The 20,972-nt window shown below is 62.6% G+C and carries 17 protein-coding genes and 1 tRNA gene; 13 read left to right on the forward strand and 5 right to left on the reverse strand.

Annotated features, from left to right (window positions below):
* Positions 1 to 48: 48 nt before the first annotated feature.
* Together OW521_RS10315 and OW521_RS10320 are read right to left on the reverse strand one after the other, a co-directional pair.
* Positions 49 to 1,128, reverse strand: a complete 1,080-nt coding sequence (locus OW521_RS10315; protein WP_268025146.1) for a LacI family DNA-binding transcriptional regulator — start codon at positions 1,126 to 1,128, stop codon at positions 49 to 51.
* A gap of 86 nt (positions 1,129 to 1,214) precedes the next feature.
* Entirely contained in the window at positions 1,215 to 2,678 is a 1,464-nt protein-coding gene (locus tag OW521_RS10320) for a hypothetical protein (RefSeq protein ID WP_268025148.1), read from the reverse strand.
* A 409-nt stretch (positions 2,679 to 3,087) separates the two neighbouring features.
* Between OW521_RS10320 and OW521_RS10325 the strand changes: the two genes are divergently transcribed.
* The 9 genes from OW521_RS10325 to OW521_RS10365 all read left to right on the forward strand — a co-directional run bounded on the left by OW521_RS10325 (position 3,088) and on the right by OW521_RS10365 (position 12,999).
* Entirely contained in the window at positions 3,088 to 4,368 is a 1,281-nt protein-coding gene (locus tag OW521_RS10325; RefSeq protein ID WP_268025150.1) for an ABC transporter substrate-binding protein, read from the forward strand.
* Positions 4,369 to 4,434: 66 nt separating this feature from the next.
* On the forward strand, positions 4,435 to 5,322 hold the full coding sequence (locus tag OW521_RS10330; RefSeq protein WP_268025152.1) for a carbohydrate ABC transporter permease: 888 nt from the start codon (positions 4,435 to 4,437) through the stop codon (positions 5,320 to 5,322).
* A gap of 119 nt (positions 5,323 to 5,441) precedes the next feature.
* Positions 5,442 to 6,365 (forward strand): carbohydrate ABC transporter permease, encoded by a 924-nt coding sequence (locus OW521_RS10335; RefSeq protein WP_268025812.1) that lies wholly within the window; start codon positions 5,442 to 5,444, stop codon positions 6,363 to 6,365.
* 27 nt (positions 6,366 to 6,392) lie between these two features.
* Positions 6,393 to 7,784 carry a NosD domain-containing protein gene (locus OW521_RS10340; protein ID WP_268025154.1) on the forward strand — a complete coding sequence of 464 codons (1,392 nt, stop codon included), beginning with the start codon at positions 6,393 to 6,395 and terminating at the stop codon, positions 7,782 to 7,784.
* A 25-nt stretch (positions 7,785 to 7,809) separates the two neighbouring features.
* Positions 7,810 to 8,778 carry a glycosyl hydrolase family 32 gene (locus tag OW521_RS10345; RefSeq protein WP_268025156.1) on the forward strand — a complete coding sequence of 323 codons (969 nt, stop codon included), beginning with the start codon at positions 7,810 to 7,812 and terminating at the stop codon, positions 8,776 to 8,778.
* Positions 8,779 to 9,086: 308 nt separating this feature from the next.
* Positions 9,087 to 10,130: a LacI family DNA-binding transcriptional regulator gene (locus OW521_RS10350; protein ID WP_268025158.1), complete on the forward strand. Its 1,044-nt coding sequence runs from the start codon at positions 9,087 to 9,089 to the stop codon at positions 10,128 to 10,130.
* A gap of 117 nt (positions 10,131 to 10,247) precedes the next feature.
* Positions 10,248 to 11,612, forward strand: a complete 1,365-nt coding sequence (locus OW521_RS10355) for a glycoside hydrolase family 32 protein (RefSeq protein ID WP_268025160.1) — start codon at positions 10,248 to 10,250, stop codon at positions 11,610 to 11,612.
* A gap of 105 nt (positions 11,613 to 11,717) precedes the next feature.
* The gene (locus tag OW521_RS10360; RefSeq protein ID WP_268025162.1) at positions 11,718 to 12,659 is read left to right on the forward strand and encodes a carbohydrate kinase family protein; all 942 of its coding nucleotides are present in this window, start codon (positions 11,718 to 11,720) and stop codon (positions 12,657 to 12,659) included.
* 13 nt (positions 12,660 to 12,672) lie between these two features.
* Positions 12,673 to 12,999 (forward strand): DUF6221 family protein, encoded by a 327-nt coding sequence (locus tag OW521_RS10365; RefSeq protein WP_268025164.1) that lies wholly within the window; start codon positions 12,673 to 12,675, stop codon positions 12,997 to 12,999.
* Positions 13,000 to 13,746: 747 nt separating this feature from the next.
* On the opposite strand, the gene OW521_RS10370 is transcribed toward OW521_RS10365, so the two are convergent.
* Together OW521_RS10370 and OW521_RS10375 are read right to left on the reverse strand one after the other, a co-directional pair.
* Positions 13,747 to 13,820 (reverse strand) — tRNA-Thr (locus OW521_RS10370).
* 265 nt (positions 13,821 to 14,085) lie between these two features.
* Positions 14,086 to 14,964: a DsbA family protein gene (locus tag OW521_RS10375; protein WP_268025166.1), complete on the reverse strand. Its 879-nt coding sequence runs from the start codon at positions 14,962 to 14,964 to the stop codon at positions 14,086 to 14,088.
* Between the two features lie 179 nt (positions 14,965 to 15,143).
* Between OW521_RS10375 and OW521_RS10380 the strand changes: the two genes are divergently transcribed.
* From OW521_RS10380 to OW521_RS10395, 4 genes are all read left to right on the forward strand, one after another.
* Positions 15,144 to 16,634 (forward strand): alpha,alpha-trehalose-phosphate synthase (UDP-forming), encoded by a 1,491-nt coding sequence (locus OW521_RS10380; RefSeq protein WP_268025814.1) that lies wholly within the window; start codon positions 15,144 to 15,146, stop codon positions 16,632 to 16,634.
* Entirely contained in the window at positions 16,624 to 17,448 is an 825-nt protein-coding gene (gene otsB, locus OW521_RS10385) for a trehalose-phosphatase (protein WP_268025168.1), read from the forward strand. Before OW521_RS10380 ends, otsB begins: the two co-directional genes overlap by 11 nt.
* Positions 17,449 to 17,642: 194 nt before the next feature.
* On the forward strand, positions 17,643 to 18,725 hold the full coding sequence (locus tag OW521_RS10390) for an ABC transporter ATP-binding protein (protein WP_265981366.1): 1,083 nt from the start codon (positions 17,643 to 17,645) through the stop codon (positions 18,723 to 18,725).
* A gap of 149 nt (positions 18,726 to 18,874) precedes the next feature.
* Positions 18,875 to 20,284, forward strand: a complete 1,410-nt coding sequence (locus OW521_RS10395) for a DUF4032 domain-containing protein (RefSeq protein WP_265981367.1) — start codon at positions 18,875 to 18,877, stop codon at positions 20,282 to 20,284.
* Between the two features lie 8 nt (positions 20,285 to 20,292).
* Here OW521_RS10395 and OW521_RS10400 read toward each other — a convergent pair whose 3' ends face one another.
* Positions 20,293 to 20,964 (reverse strand): GntR family transcriptional regulator, encoded by a 672-nt coding sequence (locus tag OW521_RS10400; protein WP_268025171.1) that lies wholly within the window; start codon positions 20,962 to 20,964, stop codon positions 20,293 to 20,295.
* Positions 20,965 to 20,972: the final 8 nt, after the last annotated feature.

The following is a 20,972-nucleotide window of genomic DNA, read 5'->3' on the forward strand; positions in this document are numbered from 1 at the left end:
TGACCGGACGCGGCCCGGGGGGCCGGATCCTGGTTGACGTTGCGCGGCTCATTCCGCTTCACCTGAATTCGTCACTGAACTCCGTTCAATAAGGGCACATTCGAGGGCTTCAATCCGACCGTCCGGTTCGCCGCCCTCAATGAGCATTTCGACTGCGCGTCTGCCCATAGAGACAAACGGCAGGTCCATGGTTGTCAGCCCCGGCTGGAGATACGGAGCCAGGGTCTCCTGGTTGTCAAAACCGATGATGGCAACGTCTTGTGGTATCCGGCATCCCATTTGATCCAGCGCCTGATAGGCACCCCAGGCGGTTCGGTCATTCGCGCAGAAGATGGCCGTCGGCGGGTTACCCGCGGCCATGACCTCCCGGGCGTAGCGGTGGCCGTCGCCGGGATTTCCGTCACCGAACCGGACAATGGCCGGATCAACGGTCAATCCGGCCTCGTTGAGCGCCCGCGTGTACCCGGCATAGCGTCCTAGTGCTGCGGGCAGTCCGCTTTCGAGGGTCTCAATATTGAGCATGGCCACCCGGCGGTGCCCGGCATCGAGGAGCCGCTTCGTGGCGGCGTACCCGCCAAGTTCCTCGTCCGGGATGATGCTGGGGATCCGGCGGTCGCGGTCTTCGGAATTCAGCACTACGGACGGAACACCGCGCAATGCAGCCGGAACGTCGACTTTCCGGTGGTACATGGAGGCGTAGACCACCCCGGCGACCTTGTACGAAAGCATGGCTTCCAAGGAGGCGCGCTCAAGTTCCTTGTCTCCGTTGGTGTTCACCGTCAGGACCAGAAGTCCCGATTCCCACGCACGCTCCTGCGCGCCCTCGATGATCTTGCCGGCGAAGGGGGCGCTGGCAACGACGTCGCCGACGAAGCCGACCATGCCGGAGACACCTTCACGCAGTACCTTGGCGTGCGCATTGGTCCGGTATCCGAGCTGCTCGACGGCCGTTTCCACCTTGTCCTTGGTCTTCTGTGAAAACCGGGACCCGCTGACGTCATTGAGGACGAGGGACACTGTGGCCTGGGAAACCCCTGCGAGGGCCGCCACGTCGTGCATGGTCGGTCCTGAGTTCGGATTGGACTTGCGCAACCTGGCACCTCCTTCGCTGTTGGTTGAATTAGTCATTCGTATAACTAACCTGCTGATTGACTGTAATGCAGCTCACACATCCTCGTCAAGTTATTCTCCATAAGCGCATCACCGTAGCGGGTTCAGTCCCAGGTGATGGGGCCTCCGGCGCTGTATCCGCCGCTATTTCCGGATTCGTCCGAGAACCAGAACGAGTACAGGTGCGCGTCGGCCGAAAGCCGGATCGTCACCGTGACATGGCGTGGGTTCCGGCCCGTTGTCCCTGCCAGGAGGATGCCATGGCGGGTGTTGTCGACGCCGGAGGGTATGGCGTGCGTTTCGGTCCCGCCTGCGTCGAGGTCCGTCACGGTTGCTTCGGCTTCGCCTGCCCCTGTGCGGATGTTGATGAAAAGGTGGTCTCCCTGCACCAGGAGGGGTCTGGTCTGTACTGCTCCTGCGCCGTCGGGGCCGGGTGTCAGGGCGCAGAATCCGTCACGCCGCAGTGTAGCCAGACCCATCGAAGCGCCCGCGTACATGTGGCGTCCAAGACTGGGAGAGACGCCCGAGAAACCGGTGTAGTAGATCCTTGTTTCGTCTCCGCATGGAATGATGCCGCCGTTGACCATGTGGAGGTATCCGTAGTCCCAGGCATCGGGAACCAAGGACGAGGCCAGGAAGGGTTCAGGGTTGACGTTGTAGTGGTAGCCGTCCCTTGAGATGCCCAGGTAGAGATCGATGATTTTCGGCAGGCCATGTGCTTCGGCATAGTCGTTGGAGGGCCCCCGGTACACCGCGAACACTCCAAGCATGGCGCTCTCGTATGGCATACAGGTGATCTTGTAGATTTCCGGTGTCCGCAGATCGCCGACGGGAGGCGCTGCGCCAAAACCATGGCTCCCCACCCACGGCAGAACATCACCCTCGGACCAACGGGACGCCCCATGGAAGTCGTCCGCCTCATGCCAGCCCCGGCCCCGGCCGTACGGCCCAAGGTGCGTGCGGAGGCTGAAGACCCATTTCCGCCGGAAAGGGTCATAGAAAAAGGTGGTGTTGTCCCCGCATGGACCGGAAGGGCCTTCGTGGACCCAATGCTCACCGTCGTCGCTGGAATAGATTTCACCGCCCTCCGAGATTACCGGCGTTGAATGGGCCGGCAGATCTTCCGGGCCGAAATCCGGGGTCCTGCGTCGGACCCAGCGCAGCATGCGGTATTTAGCTTCGGCATCGGCGTAGTCGCGGCAGATGCTGACGCCGTCCCGCTGAAGAATGCCTCCCCCTTCTTCGTAGTCCAGTCCAGTGAGCTCCTTCGGCTCGGAGTCATTCCAGACAATGCCGTCGACCGAGTTGCGCAGGGAGGTCCGGTCGAACCAGCCCGACATGTACCAGACCCTCCACTTGCGGATTTCGTGGTCATAGAGGATTCCGTCGTCGAAAGGGGCAGCCACAGGACACCGGCCACCATTCATATCGCGGTCCGTCGAAGGGGCCAGCACCGGGTTCCCTGCGCTGGGAGCGGGCGGTAACCACGTTCTCACGAGGGACCGGTGCTCCAACAGATGGTCGTCAACGATCAGCTGGCGCCCGATACGGGCGTCGATGGAATTCATGCGTCGGTCCAATCCCTTGGTTTCTTTCGATCCGTGGCCATCTGCGGCCAGCTGCAGGGATATTCTCCGGCAGGAAGATTGGAAACCGTGCGGAAATCCGGGCCGCGCATCCGCTGATGGCCGAAAAGTCATTCGTATAACTATCAATGTGCGACTGTAATGCGCATCACATCACGCCGTCAAGCCATGAACGTTTGTCGGATTCCGAAAAGCTCCTGGGCAGGTTCACATCCTAGGAAGTGAAACAGCTGGTGGCGTGTCTCAGTTTTGGTTGCCGCCGGCCTCAATTGTGACCCTTGACACCCGCCGCGCCCTGCGCGTAATCTGTTGCCAAGTCGTTTTGGCAAAACGGTTTTTCATCCATCATCCAGTCTTCGTATTCCGTTCCCGAGAAAGGGAGTCGACAGCGATGTCCTCTCGAAAAACAATCTCCAGGCTTGCCGCTCTCGGCAGCCTTTCAACCGCGGTGATCCTGGCCGCGACCGCATGCGGCGCAGGGGGTCCCGCGACGTCCGGGGGCGCCGCCGGCAGTTCCATCAACGTCCTGGTGGAGGCAGGCGGCCATGCAGAACTGCAGCCGATTGCCGACCAGTGCAAGAAGGACACCGGGGTCAACGTCAACTTCGTTGAACTCCCTTATGACGGCCTCTTCAACCGTCTCTCCAGCGAGTTCTCCTCCGGCACTGTCTCCTTCGATGTTGCGGCTCTTGACTCCGTGTGGCTGCCCAGTTTCAAGGACGCCCTGCAGCCCATCGACGAGCTCTTCACTGACGAGGCAAAGAAGGACATCTTCCCTTCACTGGTCAAGGAAGCCAACGTCGATGGCCATTTCATTGGAATGCCGGCGTGGACCAACGCCGAGATAGTCCTCTACCGCAAGGACCTCTTTGAGGACGCCAAGAACAAGGCTGACTTCAAGGCCAAGTACGGTTACGACCTCGCCGCGCCGAAGACTTGGCAGCAGTATCAGGACATCTCCGCCTTCTTCACCAAAGACGGCATGTATGGCACGGACGTCAAGGGTGGCGTTGAAACCGAGTACCTCGCCCATGTGCTGCAGGCCGGATCGCCGATGGTCCTGGACAGCAACCACAACGTCGTGATCGACAATGCGGCCCACAAACAAGCGCTGGATTTCTACACCAGCCTCGTCAAGGACGCCCCGGCCGGTGCGGCCCAGGTCGACTGGGCAGCCGCGCAGAACCTCTTCAACCAAGGCAAGACAGCCATGACCCAGTTCTGGGCCCACGCGTACCGGCAGATCCCCAAGGACTCCCCGGTCTACGGCAAGGTCGGAACGGCCCCGATGATCGGCGGGTCCGCGGGCGTTGCCGGTGTTCCCGGCCCCTGGTACCTCTCGGTACCAAAGGCGACCAAGAACACGGACGCCGCGAAGAAGTTCGTCAAGTGCGCTTTCGACCACAATGATCTGGCCATCCAGTCAAGCCTTGGCCTGGCGGCACGAGTCTCCGCCTTCCAGAAGTACCAGGACCAGCCCGGCTACGAGAGCTTCAAACCGCTGATCGAAACACTTAACGCACCCGCGACGGCAACCCGTCCGGCAACAGCAAAGTGGCAGCAGATCGTCGACACCGTACTGGTTCCGATGCTTCAGAAGGCCGTTGCTGGCGGAGACAGCACGACCTTGCTGGCGGACGCCAAGTCCAAGATCCAGGCCCTCCTTAAGTAAGACTCCGCGGCCGGCAGCAGCCCATGGCGTTGCCGGCCGCGGCCCCAACCAGCGGAAGAGAATCCCGTGCGCATCCCTGATCGCCGCTTCGCCCTTTACTTGATGACCCCGGCGGCGTTGTTCCTCGCAGTCTTTGTTGCCTACCCGCTGTTCCGGTTGGTCACGGACAGCTTCTTCAAAATTTCCCCGATCGTCGGGGGCCCCCGCGACTTCGTGGGCCTGGACAACTACATCCGGGCCTTCACCTCAGAGGCCTTCATCGGTGCAGGATGGCGGACCCTCGCTTACACCCTGATGGTGGTGACCCTCGAGTTCACCCTTGGCCTCGGCATGGCCCTCCTGTTCACCACCCTGGGCCGGAAATCCCAGGTCTGGCGGACCATGTTCCTGTACCCGCTCATGATTGCCCCGATCGTGGCCGGCCTGCTGTGGAAGTTCCTCATGATCGACAACTTCGGCTTGCTCGGCACCCTGCTGAGCCAGGCCGGCATCCTGAAGGATCCAAACCAGATCGGCTGGCTGTCGAACCCGGACATCGTCCTCTTCTCCGTCGCCGTCCCGGACATCTGGCTCACGACGTCGTTCATGTGCCTTGTGCTGTTCGCGGGCCTGCAGAACATCCCGGGAGACCTCATCGAGGCGGCCAGGCTCGACGGCGCCCGCGCACCGTCGCTGCTTTTCCGGATCATTCTTCCGCTGCTACGGCCGGTCATCGCCGTGGCGCTGGTGGTCCGCGGCATCGACGCAGCACGGGCTTTTGACACCATCCTCATCCAGACCAACGGCGGACCACAATCCGCCTCCGAAACCATGAGCCTGCTCATCTACCGGACGATGATCCGCTTCGGCGACCCAGGCCTCGCAAGCGCCATGGGCACCATCTACCTGCTGGCCATGCTCGCCATCGCCTTCGTCGCCGTAACCACAATCTGGCGGCCAGGAAAGGACACCTGATGAGCTCGGCACAGACCCCCGACGACAGCGGCATGCTGGCGGCCGCCGTCCCCGACCGGCCACGCCACGCCGGCATCGCATACCGCAATGCGCCGGCACCGCACCAAACGGAGAGCACCATGCCAAGCCGAACAGCGACTGCGCCTCAGACCACCACGGAACCGGCGTCGGCCGGCGGAGGCCGCAGGCGCGGCGGCGTCAATCGTGAAGGACTCGAAGCCGGCAAGCGCAGCACCAGGACCATCCTGTGGATCCTCCTCGCCGCGGCGCTCGTCCTCTACGGCTTCCCGTTCCTGTACCTGCTGTTCACGTCCTTCAAGACGCCGATCGACACCATTGCAGTGCCGCCGACCATCCTCCCCAAGGAATGGACGCTGGATAACTACATCAACGCCCTGGGCCGCAATGGAGTGCCGGCGTCGTTCATCAACAGCATCCAGACCGCCGTCATCAGCACCCTGCTGTCGCTCGTCCTGGCCGTCCCTGCGGCCTACGGCATCACCCGATACAAGACAGCCAGTGGCCGCGTGTTCATCATGGCCGCGCTGGTCACCCGCATGGTGCCGCCGGTGGCCATCGGCATCCCGCTGGCGTCGATGATGGCCTCCGTGGGCCTGGCCGACACCCCGATAGCCCTGTCCATCGCGCACACAACCATCTCGCTGCCGCTCTCCATCTGGCTCATGTCCAGCTTCTTCGAGGCCGTCCCACAGGACCTGGAAGAAGCAGCTACCGTGGATGGCTGCAGCCGGCTCGGAGCCCTGTGGCGGGTGGTCATCCCGGTGGTCTCCGGAGGCATCGCAGTGACGGCGATCTTCGCTTTCCTTGCCTCCTGGAATGAATTCCTGTTCGCGCTGCTCATGACCGCCGTCCGGTCCCAGACCACCCCCGTGGTCATCGCAAACTTCCAGACCCAGTTCGGACTGGACTGGGGATCCATGACAGCCCTCGCGGCCGTCTACTCGATCCCCGTCATCCTTCTCACTCTTCTCTTGCAGCGCAAGATCGTCGCAGGCATGACGCTCGGCGCCGTCAAGGGCTGAGAAACCACAGCACAAAGGGAAGAACCTATGTCAAGCAACAACTGCTACGACGTGACCACGTGGCCAGTCGGCAATCCGTCCGAGGACGTCGGTGAAGTAATCAACAGCATCATCGCGGACATCAAGGACCGGCAGACCGCCACCGATGCGAACAATGGAGGAAAGCCAGGCGCGGTGATCTACATTCCGCCCGGAGACTACCGCCTTCGTACGCAGGTCGTGATCGACGTCAGCTTCCTCAGGATCCACGGCTCCGGACACGGCTTTACGTCATCGAGCATCCGGTTCAACCTCCCCGAAGACGAATGGCCCGACTTGCATGAGCTGTGGCCCGGAGGGAGCCGCATTCTCGTCGACATTCCCCTCGCCGGAGGCGCGGATGAATCCAAGGGAGCCGCTTTCTACGTTGAGCGAAGCGGGAGCCCGCGGATCAGCTCGGTCGAGTTCTCCAACTTCTGCATCGACGGGTTGCACTTCACCCCGGATGGCTCCGGGATGCACCCCGAGAACACCTACGTCAACGGCAAGACCGGCATCTATGTCGCAAACGCCAATGACTCATTCCGCGTAACCGGCATGGGATTCGTCTACCTTGAGAACGCTCTCACCATCTACAAGGCGGACGCGCTTTCCGTTCATGACAACTTCATCGCCGAATGCGGAAGCTGCATCGAGCTCCGCGGGTGGGGACAGGCATCGAAGATCACCGACAACCTGGTCGGAGCAGGGCCCAAGGGTCACTCGATCTACGCCGAGAACCATGGCGGGCTCCTGATAACCGCGAACAACGTCTTCCCCCGTGGCGCGAGCAGTGTCCATCTGGACGGCGTCACGCGTTCAAGCGTCACCAACAACCGTTTGCATTCGTTCTACCCCGGGATGGTGATTCTCGCAGCGAATAGTTCGGAAAACCTCGTGGCCACGAATCACTTCTTGCGTGACCATGAGCCCTGGACGCCCTTCCTGGGAGTGGACAACGGACTGAACGACCTCAACGGACTTCTCCGTGTCAGCGGCAGCAACAACTCCGTCATTGGCAACCACTTCTCCGAGATCATCGACTCGCAGAGCATCCGGCCGACAGGTGCGACGCCTGTCATCATCCGGCTGATGGCGGGGGGTGGCAACTTCGTTTCCAACAACCACGTGGTGGCGATGGACGTTCACGCCAAATCAAGTGACGACTGCTTCTCCGCTCAGGTGGACGCTCTGTTGACGACCGAGGCTTCGGACGCCCTCGCCGTTACGGCCGTCCTGGTCGATTCCGCATCAGCCCGGAATACGATCCTTGATTCCGGAAGTGACGCCCAAGTTATCGCAGACAGGGCTGTTAACGCCCTCAGGGCCACACCCACGGTCGGTTTCGAGGCGGCACATGCACTTGTATCACCCATCGACGTACCGTCGGCCACCCCTTAGCCCCGACCCGAAAGGCCGAAAATCAATGTCGTATGTTCTTTCCGACGCCTGGACCTGGGACACGTGGTTCGCCGACGACGGCGATCTTTACCACGCCTTCTACCTGAAGGCATCCCGCGCGCTGGGGGATCCCGATCGCCGCCACTTCCACGTCACCGTCGGCCACGCCGTCTCCCAAGACTTGCACGCCTGGCACGAGGTCGCCGATGCGCTGATCGCGTCGGACCAGCCTGCTTTCGACGATTACACCACGTGGACCGGATCCATTGTCAGGGACCCGGAGGGCATGTGGCGCATGTTCTACACCGGAACTACCCGCGCTGAAAACGCGATCGTCCAGCGCGTCGGCGTCGCGAAATCACCGGACCTCTACAACTGGACCAAGGCCGGCAGCGAGGCCCTGTGCGAAGCCGAACCGCAGTGGTACGAGAAGTTCGACGGCGTCAGCTGGCCTGATGAAGCCTGGCGCGATCCGTGGGTTTTCGCCCACGATGGCCGGTGGCACATGCTCGTCACCGCCCGTTCCAACCAAGGTGCCCCCGACAACCGCGGCGTGATCGGCCACGCCACATCGCCCGACCTCGACACCTGGACCGTTCAGCCCCCGCTCTCGCAGTCGGGCGCCGGTTTCGGGCACCTCGAGGTGCCGCAAATTGCATCAATCGGCGACCGGGACGTGCTGATCTTCTCCTCGCTGCACGGCGAGCTGACCGCGGCCCGGCGCGAATCCGGTGAACGCGGGGGCGTGTGGTCGGTCCCTGTCGAGTCGCCCACCGGTCCCTACGACATTACCAAGGCCACGCGCCTGACGGACGAGTCGCTCTACGCCGGCCGATTGCTCCAGGACCGCGACGGCGCTTGGTGGCTCTTCGCGTTCAACCACGTTGACGAGAACCGGGCATTCATCGGCTCGCTTTCCGACCCGCTACCCGTGGGTTGGGGCGGGAACGGGCGCCTGCGGGTCACCGACGGTCGCTTCGACCACCTCGGATAAAGAGAAGGCGGCTGTGGAAAAGTTCCTGAGCGTCGGTCAGGCGCTCGTCGAAATCGTCGAGAGGCCGGACGGGGTGCGCCCAGCACCGGGGTGGCAGCCCCGTCACCGATCACCCGACCGAGTCCGACGTCGTCGTGCAGCCCCAAACGACAATTCCTCGGTAGCGTATTGGTACCAGACCGGCAAACACGCCGAGCACGCGAGCCGCCCGTTAAAGGGCGGCTGCCCCGCCGCTGGCCCGTGCACGGGCTCTGGGACGAACAAACCGCATCTAGCATCAACGCCAACATAAGGGACGTGGGAGACACATGAGCAACAAGTCAGTGGGAATCAGGGACGTGGCAGCCGCAGCCGGCGTCTCCGTCACGACTGTCTCCCACGTCCTAAACAACACTGTCTACGCCCGAGTAGGCGCGGAGACGAGAGAACGTGTCCGCGAGGCCGCGCAACGGCTGGGCTACGGCCCAAACCGCATGGCACAGGCCCTCCGCACGCAACGCTCAGGCATGCTCGGATTTATCAGCGAAGAAATCGCCACGACCCCCCACGCCGGCCGGATCATTCTGGGTGCAGAGGAAACAGCGCGCCGCCGCGGCTACAACCTGATGATCATCAATACTTCGAGCACCGCCACCTATGAGTCCCGAACGGCTGACATCGCGGCCCTGCTGGAGCGCCAGGTGGACGGCGTCCTGTACGCCACGATGTACCACCGCCAAATTGCCGTCCCGGACAACCTGAACGTCATCCCCGCAATCCTCGTGGACTCAGAAGACACCAACCACTCAATCTCCTCAGTGATCCCCGACGAAACCGGAGGAGCAACCGCAGCAGTCAGGACCCTGATCGAAGCCGGACACCAGCGAATCGGCATGATCAACAACACCGACGACGTACCGGCCACCCACTCCCGGCTGCGGGCCTTCAAGGACACGCTCTCGGACGCAGGACTGACGTTCCATGCCGATCTCGTCGAGGCTGAACCTTCAGAAGTGCCCGGCGGCTATCAGGCCGCGCTGCGGCTCCTGGCACGGAAGGACCGGCCCACGGCCGTCTTCTGCTACAACGACCGCATGGCCATGGGCGCCTACCGGGCCGCCACGGAACTCGGCCTGAAAATTCCCCGGGACCTTTCAGTGGTCGGCTTCGACAACCAGGAACTCATCGCCGAAAACCTCTACCCCGCCCTGACCACGGTCTCACTCCCCCACTACGAAATGGGCGCGTGGGCAACGGAAAACCTCATTGATGCCATCGAAGGCAAGACGGACCTGGGCCTGTTCGCGGTCCACCCAACCCTCCTGGCATGCCCGCTCGTGATCAGGAATTCAGTGGCACCCCCAGCCTCCTAATAGAGGCGAACCACAACACAAACACTGCGGACGGCCCTCCGGGGACGCCCGACACTGCCTCCGCGTCTACGACCCGGGCCTGCGAGATCCCCGCAGACCAGACACGAAAGAACAACCATGACCGTGCAAGATCCCAGACCCGAATTCCACTTCACCGCCACCGAAGGCTGGATCAATGATCCGCTGGGGCTGACATGGAAAGACGGCAATTACCACCTCTTCTACCAGTACGTTCCAGGCCGCAGCACCTGGGCATCCAACTGCCACTGGGGACGCGCTACCTCCCCCGACCTGGTCAGCTGGTCAGAACAAGGGATCGCGCTTGCCCCCGGAGACGGGGACGACGGAATCTGGTCAGGATCCATCGCCACAGATGCCACCGGCCAATCAACGTTGTTCTACACCTCCGTCCAGGAGCCAGAAATCGGCATCGGCAGCATCCGCACAGCAACCCCCAACGATGACACCTGGAACCGCTGGACCAAGGGTCCCGAAATCGTCCGTGCCCCGGAATTGGGCGTCGTGGCCTACCGTGACCCGTTCGTCTTCCGGGACGGCGACAAATGGCGGATGTTTGTCGGTGCCGGACTCAACGGCGGTATCGGAGCGGCGATCTCCTACAGCTCATCGGACCTGGCCGGGTGGGAACTGGACGGCATAGCCGCCCAACGCCCCGGATCAGAAAGGGACCAGGCCTGGACCGGGACCATGTGGGAATGCCCCCAGCTGTTCGAAATTGACGGATCCCACGTTCTGGTCACATCAATCTGGGAAGACGACGTCCTTCACTATGTTGCCTACGGCATCGGAAGCTACAAAGACGGCACCTTCACGGCGCGCACCTGGAAACAGCTCAGCTACGGCGCCGGATACTACGCCCCCTCATTCTTCCGGGACAAAGACGGAAAACCCTCCATGATCTTCTGGATCCGCGGCGTCATCAGCCCGGACAGGAAATGGGCCAGCGCGCTAAGCATCCCCCACACCCTCACCCTGGAAAATGACACTCTCATCGCGACCCCGCATGAGGACCTCGGAGCCTACGCAGTCGAGGCGCACCTTGCCACTGATAGTTCAGGTTCCTTCAACGCGGTCCTGGGCGCAGGAGCAGATTTCAGGTGGATTCAAGGAGACGACGCCGCAGTCCAACTGAAGGCCGGCGAAACAATACTCGCAACATTGAAACAAGCCAACAACGAACTCATCATCAACATCCCGGACAACAATGACTTCACCGATGTGCGCCTTCCCGCCCCAGCCGGGACGCGCGTCAGGGCAATCATTGACAACGGCACACTTGAAATCTCCTCCCGGGCAGGGATAGCCGCAGTGCCGCTACCGCTGCTCGAAGGTCCCCTGTCGCTGTCAGCAACCGGGCTCCTGCAACCTCCCCAGCTCCAGGCTCTCAGGCGGACGCCCCCGACCACGCCCTCTTCCGGTTACCCTCCAGCAACCGCGCCCAACCACATCCCCGCACCCTGACGCCGCACCGTCTTCCCTGAGGAGACCGCAGAACCGCAACATCCCACTCCGCAGAATCCCGTGATTACGGAGACCGCCTTCGGCAACTAGAAAGAATCAACAACCATGACCTCAGAGACGCACACCGGACAGGCGACCGTTCTTGTCATCGGCGAAGCCCTTATCGATGCAGTCAACACCAACGGCCAAACGAAGGAACACCCGGGCGGCTCCCCGGCGAATGTCGCTCTGGGACTCAGCCGGCTTGGTGTCCCAACCTCACTGCTCACCAAAATCGGCAACGACACCCGCGGCAGTGCCATCACCAACCATCTCAAGAGGGCCGGCGTTCTCGTCGATCCCGCCTCGACCGGCCCCGCCCCCACCTCGCTGGCCACAGCCACGATCGACGCCGACGGATCAGCCCACTACGAGTTCGATCTGCACTGGTCCTTCAGCACACCGTCATCGCCAACACGACACCACCTGATACACACAGGCTCCGTGGCCAGCTTCGATCCCCGAGGCTCGAAGGAACTCTTCGCCTACATCGAATCAAAATCAGACGAAAGCCTGATCACCTACGATCCGAACATCAGGCCCGCTCTCCTGGGGGACCGAGTCGACACCGTCGACAGGTTTGAAACTTGGTGCAAGATTACGGACGCGGTCAAACTCAGTGCCGAAGACACCGAGTGGTTGTACCCAGGCCACGGACCCGACGCCGTCGCTGACCGGATTCTCGGACTCGGCACCGCGTTGGTCGCGATCACAGCCGGCCACGCCGGCTCCAGTCTCTACACCGGCTCCCATTCCGTAACCATTCCACCGGTCCCGACGACCGTAATCGACACCATCGGGGCCGGCGATTCCTACATGTCAGCCCTTATTCTGGGCCTCCTGAGCACACCCATGCACTCGCTCGACCGCAAAGCCATGGAAAGGATCGGCCAGGCAGCAGCCCGCGCGGCCGCAATCACCGTCAGCCGCGCGGGTGCCAACCCTCCGAACCTGACCGAGATTCTCCAAAGCGACCGGCGATCTGACACCAGACCCGTAACCGCATAGCAGAGCGCCTCGGATGGACAGGGATGGAACGCTAGACGGCTCCAAACTCATCGACTTCCTTGAGGCCCGTATCGTCGAGCAGGAAGCGATCATCCTCAGCAGGACCTTCGCAACGAGAAGGAGTTCCCGGCTGGGAGCGAACGACCACATGGTTCCGCGGTCGCTTACCGCAGCGTTACTGGCTGAATGCGCACAGGCACGGGCGATCGTCGAAGATTGGAAACAAGCTGCCGAAGTGGAAGGGATCACAGATCCTTCGGATGCTAGAGGAAGCATCGCCGTCGCCCGCCGCTCCATGCTGCGCATCCTCACAGCCAGCCACAGAGACAACGCCGATTAGCAAGATGACCACTGTCTGCTGAGAAGATTCGATAACAGGGACCGAACGCGCCACGACGGCCCGACGCTCCTCCACCGCGACGCATTCAAATGTCATGAGAAGCCAGGCCTGTGAAATGGAGCGCTGATCGGCTCAACGTTCGCAGCGATATTTGGCGTGCGACGGTCTTCGGCCGGCCGACATATGGGTGCCTATCGGCGTTCGGGTTCTTGTCGGAGGTTCGTCGGGACAACGGCAGTTCTAGCGCGTTGCCTGCGGTTCCGAACACTGCCTCGTGCGCACTCGCCAAGCTTCTGGACGCTCGTGCGCATACCCAAGGACAGCTCGACGTCGACTTCACCTAGCGGCTCGACCGTCGGGTCACGATAACTTCCGAAAATCGTGAGCCGCCCACGAACAGCGCGCATGTCCCTTATTGCTCGGGTTGGGCGGAGAGCAAGCAATCTCTACGGGCAAGCAGGAAAGTCGCCTCTATCTCCCTGGGCCCCCGCTTCGAAATTTCCAAATCCAAACGCCGAGAAGCGACTGGAATCTCCAAGCGATGGCTCTGATTGAGGTGAGTTAAAGGTGAGCAAGGTTGGAATAATAGGCTTTTTCGGGGTCACCCACGAAACCAAACCCGCAGGCCAGAACCACATTGGATCCCCTGCAGAGTTCGAACCGACGAAGCGCTCCAAGTAGCGGCTGAAATGGGCCCACAACCAGACCATCCAGCGAAATAAACCCGCGGCTCAAAGCCAAACTAAGAGCCCCCTGTCGGATTCGAACCGACGACCCCCGCTTTACAAGAGCGGTGCTCTGGCCAACTGAGCTAAGGAGGCGTGCCCCGGCGGACCGGAGCGAAGTGCCCCGGCAAGCCGGAGCTGGTACGCACGAGCGCTAGATAAGGGTAGCCCAAGACCTCCCGCCCACGGAAATTCCACGAGGGCCAGGGTCCAGGGGGGCGGCCGCCACCCGCCGTCGGGCTCACCCCCGGCGACCCCCACCCGCCGGCCCGGACAAAACCAAAACGCCGGCCCGATCGGTACTCACCGCCCTAAGACAGCGAGTACCGCCCGGGCCGGCGTCAAGATCCCGCAGGGCGGTCTACTTCTTCGCGGCCGCAGCGGTGTCCAGGTCGGCGAGGAGGTCCGTCTTGCCGTCCCACTGCTTGCCTTCGACGAAGACCGTAGGCGTGCCGCTGACTCCGATGACCGCCGCCTCCTTGGTAACAACCTTGACGAACGGCCGGTAGGTCTTGCTGTCCACGCAGGAGTCAATGTTGGCTGCGCCTGCTTCGGTGGCCATCTTCTTGAGGTCGTTGTCCGAAAGGCCTGCGCTACCCTCAGCAGGCTGGCGTGCGAACAGCAGGTCAACGAAGGCCGAGTACTTGTCCGGCGAAGAGTTCACGACGCAGGCCGCGGCGTTGGCTGCACGGGACGAGTAGTTGGTGGTGGAGCTGGCATCCAGGAAGCCGAGCGGACGGTACTCGAGGCTGATCTTGCCATCGTTGCGCAGCTGGGTCAGCTGCTGGTTGTACGTGGCTTCGAAGTTCTTGCAGACCGGGCAGATGAAGTCGATGTACGCCACTACCTTGACCGGCTTGCCGGCCTCGGCTTCGGCACCGGGAGCGGTCACCGTGGCGGGCTTGGTTGCCGGGGCGGACGGCAGGTCCGCCAGGTTGACCGTGGCCGCGGCGGCCTTCGTCACGTCGGTGCCCTTCAGGAGGGTGACGCCGCCGTGCACATTGGAGTTGGCCGGCGTCGGGCCCTGGTCCGCAATGGGAGCGTTGTTCGCAATGTTCTGGGTGACCACGAGGGCAACCACCGCGAGGATCGCCACGACGGCAACCACGATGCCCCAACCGATGAGCAACTTGTTGCGCTTGTCCTTCTTAAGTTGAGCTTCGCGGATCTCGCGGGCCTTTTCGCGGGCCTGGGCGGTGCGCTCTGCCTTGGACAGGCGTGGTTCGTTTGCGGGGCTCATCAGTTCCTCGTGATTGATCGACGTCGTTGGTCTAGCTATGGCAACGGGGCCAGTTTACGGGAGAAGACTGACAGCACGGGCTGGGGTCTTGGACTCCAGTCTGAGGAACGAGCAAGTGTCCTTGATGATTCCCGCCGGTAGGGTGGGATGTGAGTCACAAGCAACCCCAGGGGGCAGCAATGCAAGTACCGGCAAGCGAAAAAATCGACGTCGCACCCGAGGGCAAGCAGGCCCCAAGGAAAGCAAAGTACGATTTCATGGTGGTCTCCAACCGCCTTCCGGTGGACCGTTTCCCCGGCGACAGCGGGGATAACGCGGCCGAGGGATGGCGCCGCTCTCCTGGTGGCCTGGTTACGGCCCTCGCCCCGATGATGACAAAGACCGACGGCGCGTGGGTGGGCTGGCACGGCGCCCCGGACGAGCCCCTTGAGCCTTTCAGCCACAGCGGCATGGACTTGGTTCCCGTTGACCTCAGCACCGACGATATTGAGCTCTATTACGAAGGTTTCTCCAACGCCACCCTCTGGCCGCTTTACCACGACGTCATTGCGCCGCCGGAATTCCACCGCACTTGGTGGGACAGCTACCGCCGGGTCAACCGCCGGTTCGCCGACGCCGTCACCCAGCACGCAGCCTACGGAGCCACCGTATGGGTACAGGACTACCAACTCCAGCTCGTGCCGAGCATGCTCCGCCAGGCGCGCCCGGACCTACGGATCGGTTTCTTCAACCACATCCCGTTCCCACCACCGGAAATCTTCGCCCAGCTGCCGTGGCGCCAGGCCATCATCGAAGGCCTGCTGGGCGCCGACCTGGTGGGCTTCCAGCGCCCCAGTGACGCGGCGAACTTCATGCGCTCGGCGCGCCGATTCATCGGCGCCAGCGTCAAGCAGCAGCAGATCCATGTCAAGAGTCCGGACGGCCAGATTACGCATATTGCCCGCGCACAGGCCTTCCCGATCTCCATCGCCGTGGACCAGATCAGCGAACTCGCAGAGCGCCCGGACATCATCGAGCGCGCCCGGCAGATCCGCCAGGACCTCGGCAACCCCAAAACCATCCTCCTGGGCGTGGACCGCCTGGACTACACAAAGGGCATCCCGCACCGCTTGAAGGCGTTCGAGGAACTCCTCAAGGAAGGCCGGCTTACAGTGGAGGACGCCACGTTGATCCAGGTGGCGAGCCCCAGCCGCGAGCGCGTGCGTCAGTACAGGCTCTTGCGCGAGGAAATCGAAGGCACCGTGGGCCACATCAACGGCAGCTACGACACCATGCAGAACACCGCCGTCCGGTACCTCCACCACAGCTACCCGATCGAGGAGATGGTGGCCCTGTACCTTGCCGCGGACGTCATGCTGGTCACGGCATTGCGCGACGGCATGAACCTCGTGGCCAAGGAGTATGTCACCGCCCGGACCAACAACACGGGAGCCTTGGTCCTCAGTGAATTCACGGGCGCCGCAGATCAACTCAAGCAAGCACTCCTGATGAATCCGCATGACATCGACGGGCTCAAGAACACCATCATGAGGGCCGTTCACCTGCCCCCGAATGAATCCCGCCGCCGGATGAAGTCCATGCGCAAACAAATCCTCGACCACGACGTCGATCATTGGTCCGCCGAATTCCTCTCGGCCCTAGCAGAAACCGTGGTACGCGATGACACGTGAAACAGCGGGCACTCCCCCTCTGAGCTTGTCCCCTGAACTGCTCGACGCCGTCCGCCGGATCGCCGGAACAGGTCATCTTTTGGTGGCGATGGACTTTGACGGCACCATCTCCCCAATCGTTGACCACGCCGACGCCGCGCGCCCGCTCCAGCGGTCAGCCACCGCTTTCGCTGAACTCGCCAAACTTCCGAGGACGACGACGGCGCTCATCTCCGGGCGCGCATTGGCCAGTCTGCGGGCGGTCGCCTCGCCCCCCGAGGCCACGCTGCTGATTGGCAGCCACGGCGCGGAGGCGTGGCTGGGCCCCGGTTCGGCGGAACTCCAGCTCGACGACGCACAAAGGGAGCTCCTTGCCGAAGTCCGCGAAGTCTTGGCCGGAATCTCCCAGGAAGCTCCGGGCACAGTCCTCGAAGACAAGCCTGCCGGCGTCGTACTCCACACGAGGCGTGCAGCAGACGACGTAGCGGAAGACGCTGTGGCCGCGGCGCGAACGTTCATTGAAGGCCGTCCGGGAGTCTTCCTCAAGAACGGCAAGCGCGTCCTTGAAACGTCGGTGGTGCATTCCTCCAAAGGCGAGGCCGTCGATTTCCTGCGCCAGGCCACCGGCGCCACCGGAATCCTTTTTGCCGGCGACGATGTCACTGATGAAGACGCGATTGCCAGGCTGGGCGCAGGCGATGTCGGCGTGAAAGTCGGGCTGGATTTCACCCAGGCCGAGTTCCGCATCGAAGCCCCCGTTCACGTCGCCGAACTCTTGGAAGCGGTCCTTCGCGAACGGCGCCGCGAACTCTCGGGAGACTCATCTCACATGTGACGTTCGTAACATTTGGGCGAATACCCCCAGCTGCTGCCATACTCTTGGTTGTGATGTGACGCACAACTACCGTGCGGCGTCACTCAGTCTCCCTTGCCCGGGCCCAGCCCAGGGCGGGGAGTCCAACTGAATAAACATGAACCATTCACAACGGATCGTCCGGCACGTACCTGCCGGTGAAGGGATTGATAACTGTGGCTACAGTTACTTTTGATAACGCTACGCGTCTGTACCCGGGCACAGATAAGCCCGCCGTCGATAAGCTCAACATCGACATCGCCGATGGCGAATTCCTGGTCCTCGTTGGACCCTCTGGCTGCGGTAAGTCCACCTCGCTGCGCATGCTCGCAGGCCTTGAGGATGTGAACTCCGGCCGCATTCTGATCGGCGACCGCGACGTCACGGACGTCCCGCCGAAGGACCGCGACATCGCCATGGTCTTCCAGAACTACGCTCTGTACCCGCACATGACTGTTGCGGACAACATGGGCTTCGCACTCAAGATCGCCGGCGTCTCCAAAGAAGAGCGTGCCGAGCGCGTCCGCGAAGCAGCCAAGCTTCTTGACCTCGAGCTCTACCTGGACCGCAAGCCGAAGGCGCTCTCCGGTGGTCAGCGTCAGCGCGTTGCCATGGGCCGCGCAATCGTCCGTAACCCGCAGGTCTTCCTCATGGATGAGCCGCTGTCCAACCTGGACGCCAAGCTCCGTGTACAGACCCGCACCCAGATCGCTTCCCTGACCCGCCGCCTCGGCGTCACCACGGTCTACGTGACCCACGACCAGGTCGAGGCCATGACCATGGGTGACAGGGTTGCCGTTCTCAAGGACGGCCTGCTGCAGCAGGTAGACACCCCGCGCAACCTGTACGACCGCCCGAAGAACGTCTTCGTTGCCGGCTTCATCGGCTCCCCCGCCATGAACCTGCTGGAACTGCCGGTCGTCGACGGCGGCGTCCAGTTCGGTGGAACAGTCTACCCGGTTCCGCACAACGTTCTCGAAGAGGCCCACGGAAAGACCGTCACGCTCGGTTCCCGTCCGGAAGACCTTGAGACCGTTGGTGCCGGCGAAGGCCTTGAAGTTGAGGTTGACGTTGTCGAAGAGCTCGGCGCCGACGCCTACGTCTACGGCCACACCACGCTTGACGGCAAGAGCCACGACATCGTGGCCCGTGTCGACGGCCGCCGTCCCCCGATGAAGGGCGAGTCCATCTTCGTTCGTCCTCAGTCGGGCCACGTGCACCTGTTCGACACCAAGACTGGCCTGCGCCTGGGCGACTAATCCCCACCGGCACCCTAACCTCGCTCCGCTTCGGCCAGGGAACCCTGCCGGCGTGGGCCCAGCACCACAGCACTACCGACGGCGGCCCTTCCGAGTGGACGGGCCGCCGTCGTCGTTAACAGCTGCCTCCATACGGAAGAATTGACCTCATGAGCGAGCAAAGCGGTGCCAAGTGGCATGACGAACCCACCGACTACGCGCAGATCGGAAAACTCCCGCGCACCGAGGCCGCGAGCGCCAATGACGTCGCGCCACCGGCGGGCGTGATCGGCTCCCTCAACATCACCGCGGCAGCGGCGGATCCAGAGCTCCTGGACCTGCCGTGGCACATCGCGCTCGAGGACTGGCCTACCAAGAACCTCGCTGCCCTGCCCCGCGGTATTTCCCGGCACATCGTGCGTTTCGCGCACTTGGGCGGTTCCGTCATCGCCATCAAGGAAACGTCCGAGCACGTTGCCCGGCACGAGTACCACATGCTCCGCAAGCTGGCCCGGATGGACGTTCCCTGCGTCGAGCCGGTTGCAGTCATCACCGGCCGGACCACCGTTGACGGCAAGCCGCTCAACCCCGTGCTGGTCACCCGGCACCTCAAGTTCTCCATGCCGTACCGTGCGCTCTTCTCGCAGATGCTGCGCCGGGACACCCTCACCAGGCTCATCGACGCCCAAGCGCTGCTGCTGGTGCGCCTGCATCTGATCGGCTTCTATTGGGGCGACGTTTCCCTGTCCAATACCCTCTTCCGTCGGGACGCCGGCGCGTTCGCCGCGTACTTGGTGGACGCCGAAACCGGTGAGCTGTACCCGGATCTTTCGGTGGGCCAGCGCGAGTACGATCTCGAGATTGCCCGCGTCAACATTGCCGGTGAACTCATGGACCTGCTCGAAGGCGGCCTGATCGAGGAGAAGGTGGATCCGGTAGCGACGTCGGAGCTCATCATGGACTCGTACCGCCGGCTATGGGCCGAACTCACCGAAAAGGAATCGTTTGAGCTCGGCGAACGTTGGCGCGTGGGCGCGCGCATCCGCCGCCTCAACGAACTCGGCTTCGACGTCGAGGAATATGTCATCAAGACCACCGCGGACGGCTCCACCATCCAGCTTCAACCCAAGGTCGTTGACGCCGGCCATCACCAGCGGCGGCTGCTCCGCCTCACAGGCTTGGATGCCCAGGAGAACCAGGCCCGCCGGCTGCTCAATGACATGGATTCATTCCGGGCGGACAACAACCCGGACATGGACGAAGAAATCAGCGCCCACACCTGGGTCAGCCAGATCTTCGAGCCCATTGTCCGGTCCATCCCGCGCGACCTCGCAGGCAAGCTGGAACCGGCAGAAGTAGTCCACGAAGTCCTCGAGCACCGCTGGTACATGAGCCAGAAGCAGGACAGCCACATCCCCTTGGCCGAAGCCGTACAGTCCTACTTGGACACCGTGCTGCGCCACCGGCGCGACGAGGCAGCCATCATGCTCAATCCGGACACTGCGTTACTGAAGATCCTGGAAGCGGAAACCGAGGAATCCCGGTACGAGCAGGACGAATACCCGGATTCGGACGACTAGCGCGGGGTTTAAGGCTCCAGCGTCTCCGCGAGTCCCGCCAACACCGGTTCGCGTCCGAGTTCGATGTGTGAATACGCAAGGGTGTAGGCGAGTTCTGCCTTACCGCCAAGGATGGCGTTGCACAGTTCCATGTGCTCGTCGCGCTGGAGTTCGTTGCTTCGGTTGTGGGCCAGCCCGAAGATCCAGCGCATGCGGCCAAACAGCGGCTTGACGGATTCGATCAGCAGCCGGTTGCCGGAGAGCCGCACGATTTCGGCGTGAAACGCCGCACTCAGGCGCACGACGTCGTCAGTCCGGCCGTCGTCGATCGCCTCCCTTGCGTCGTCCAGCAGTTCCTGGAGGCGCCCGCCCGGCTCTCCCGCCGCGACGCGGACGGCCGCCATGCGGGCGGCAAACGTTTCCAGGCACAGCCGGACGTCGAAGAGTTCATTGACGTCGGTGAGCGTCAATTTGCGCACTACGGCACCCCTGCGGGGGAACGTCTCCACGAAGCCATCCTGCTCGAGGCGTTGGATGGCTTCACGAACGGGGATTCGTGAGACGTTGTAGAGCTCAGAAAGCTCCCTCTCGCGCAACCGCACGCCCTGCTCGTATTTCCCGGCAACGATTCCCTCGAGAACCAGCTGGTAGACCTGTTCGGCGCGGGCCTCGTCGTCGCGGCCATTCAGGGTTTCCGACATCAGCTTTG

The sequence above is a fragment of the Arthrobacter sp. MMS18-M83 genome, from assembly GCF_026683955.1.
In the GTDB taxonomy this organism is placed as follows: domain Bacteria; phylum Actinomycetota; class Actinomycetes; order Actinomycetales; family Micrococcaceae; genus Arthrobacter.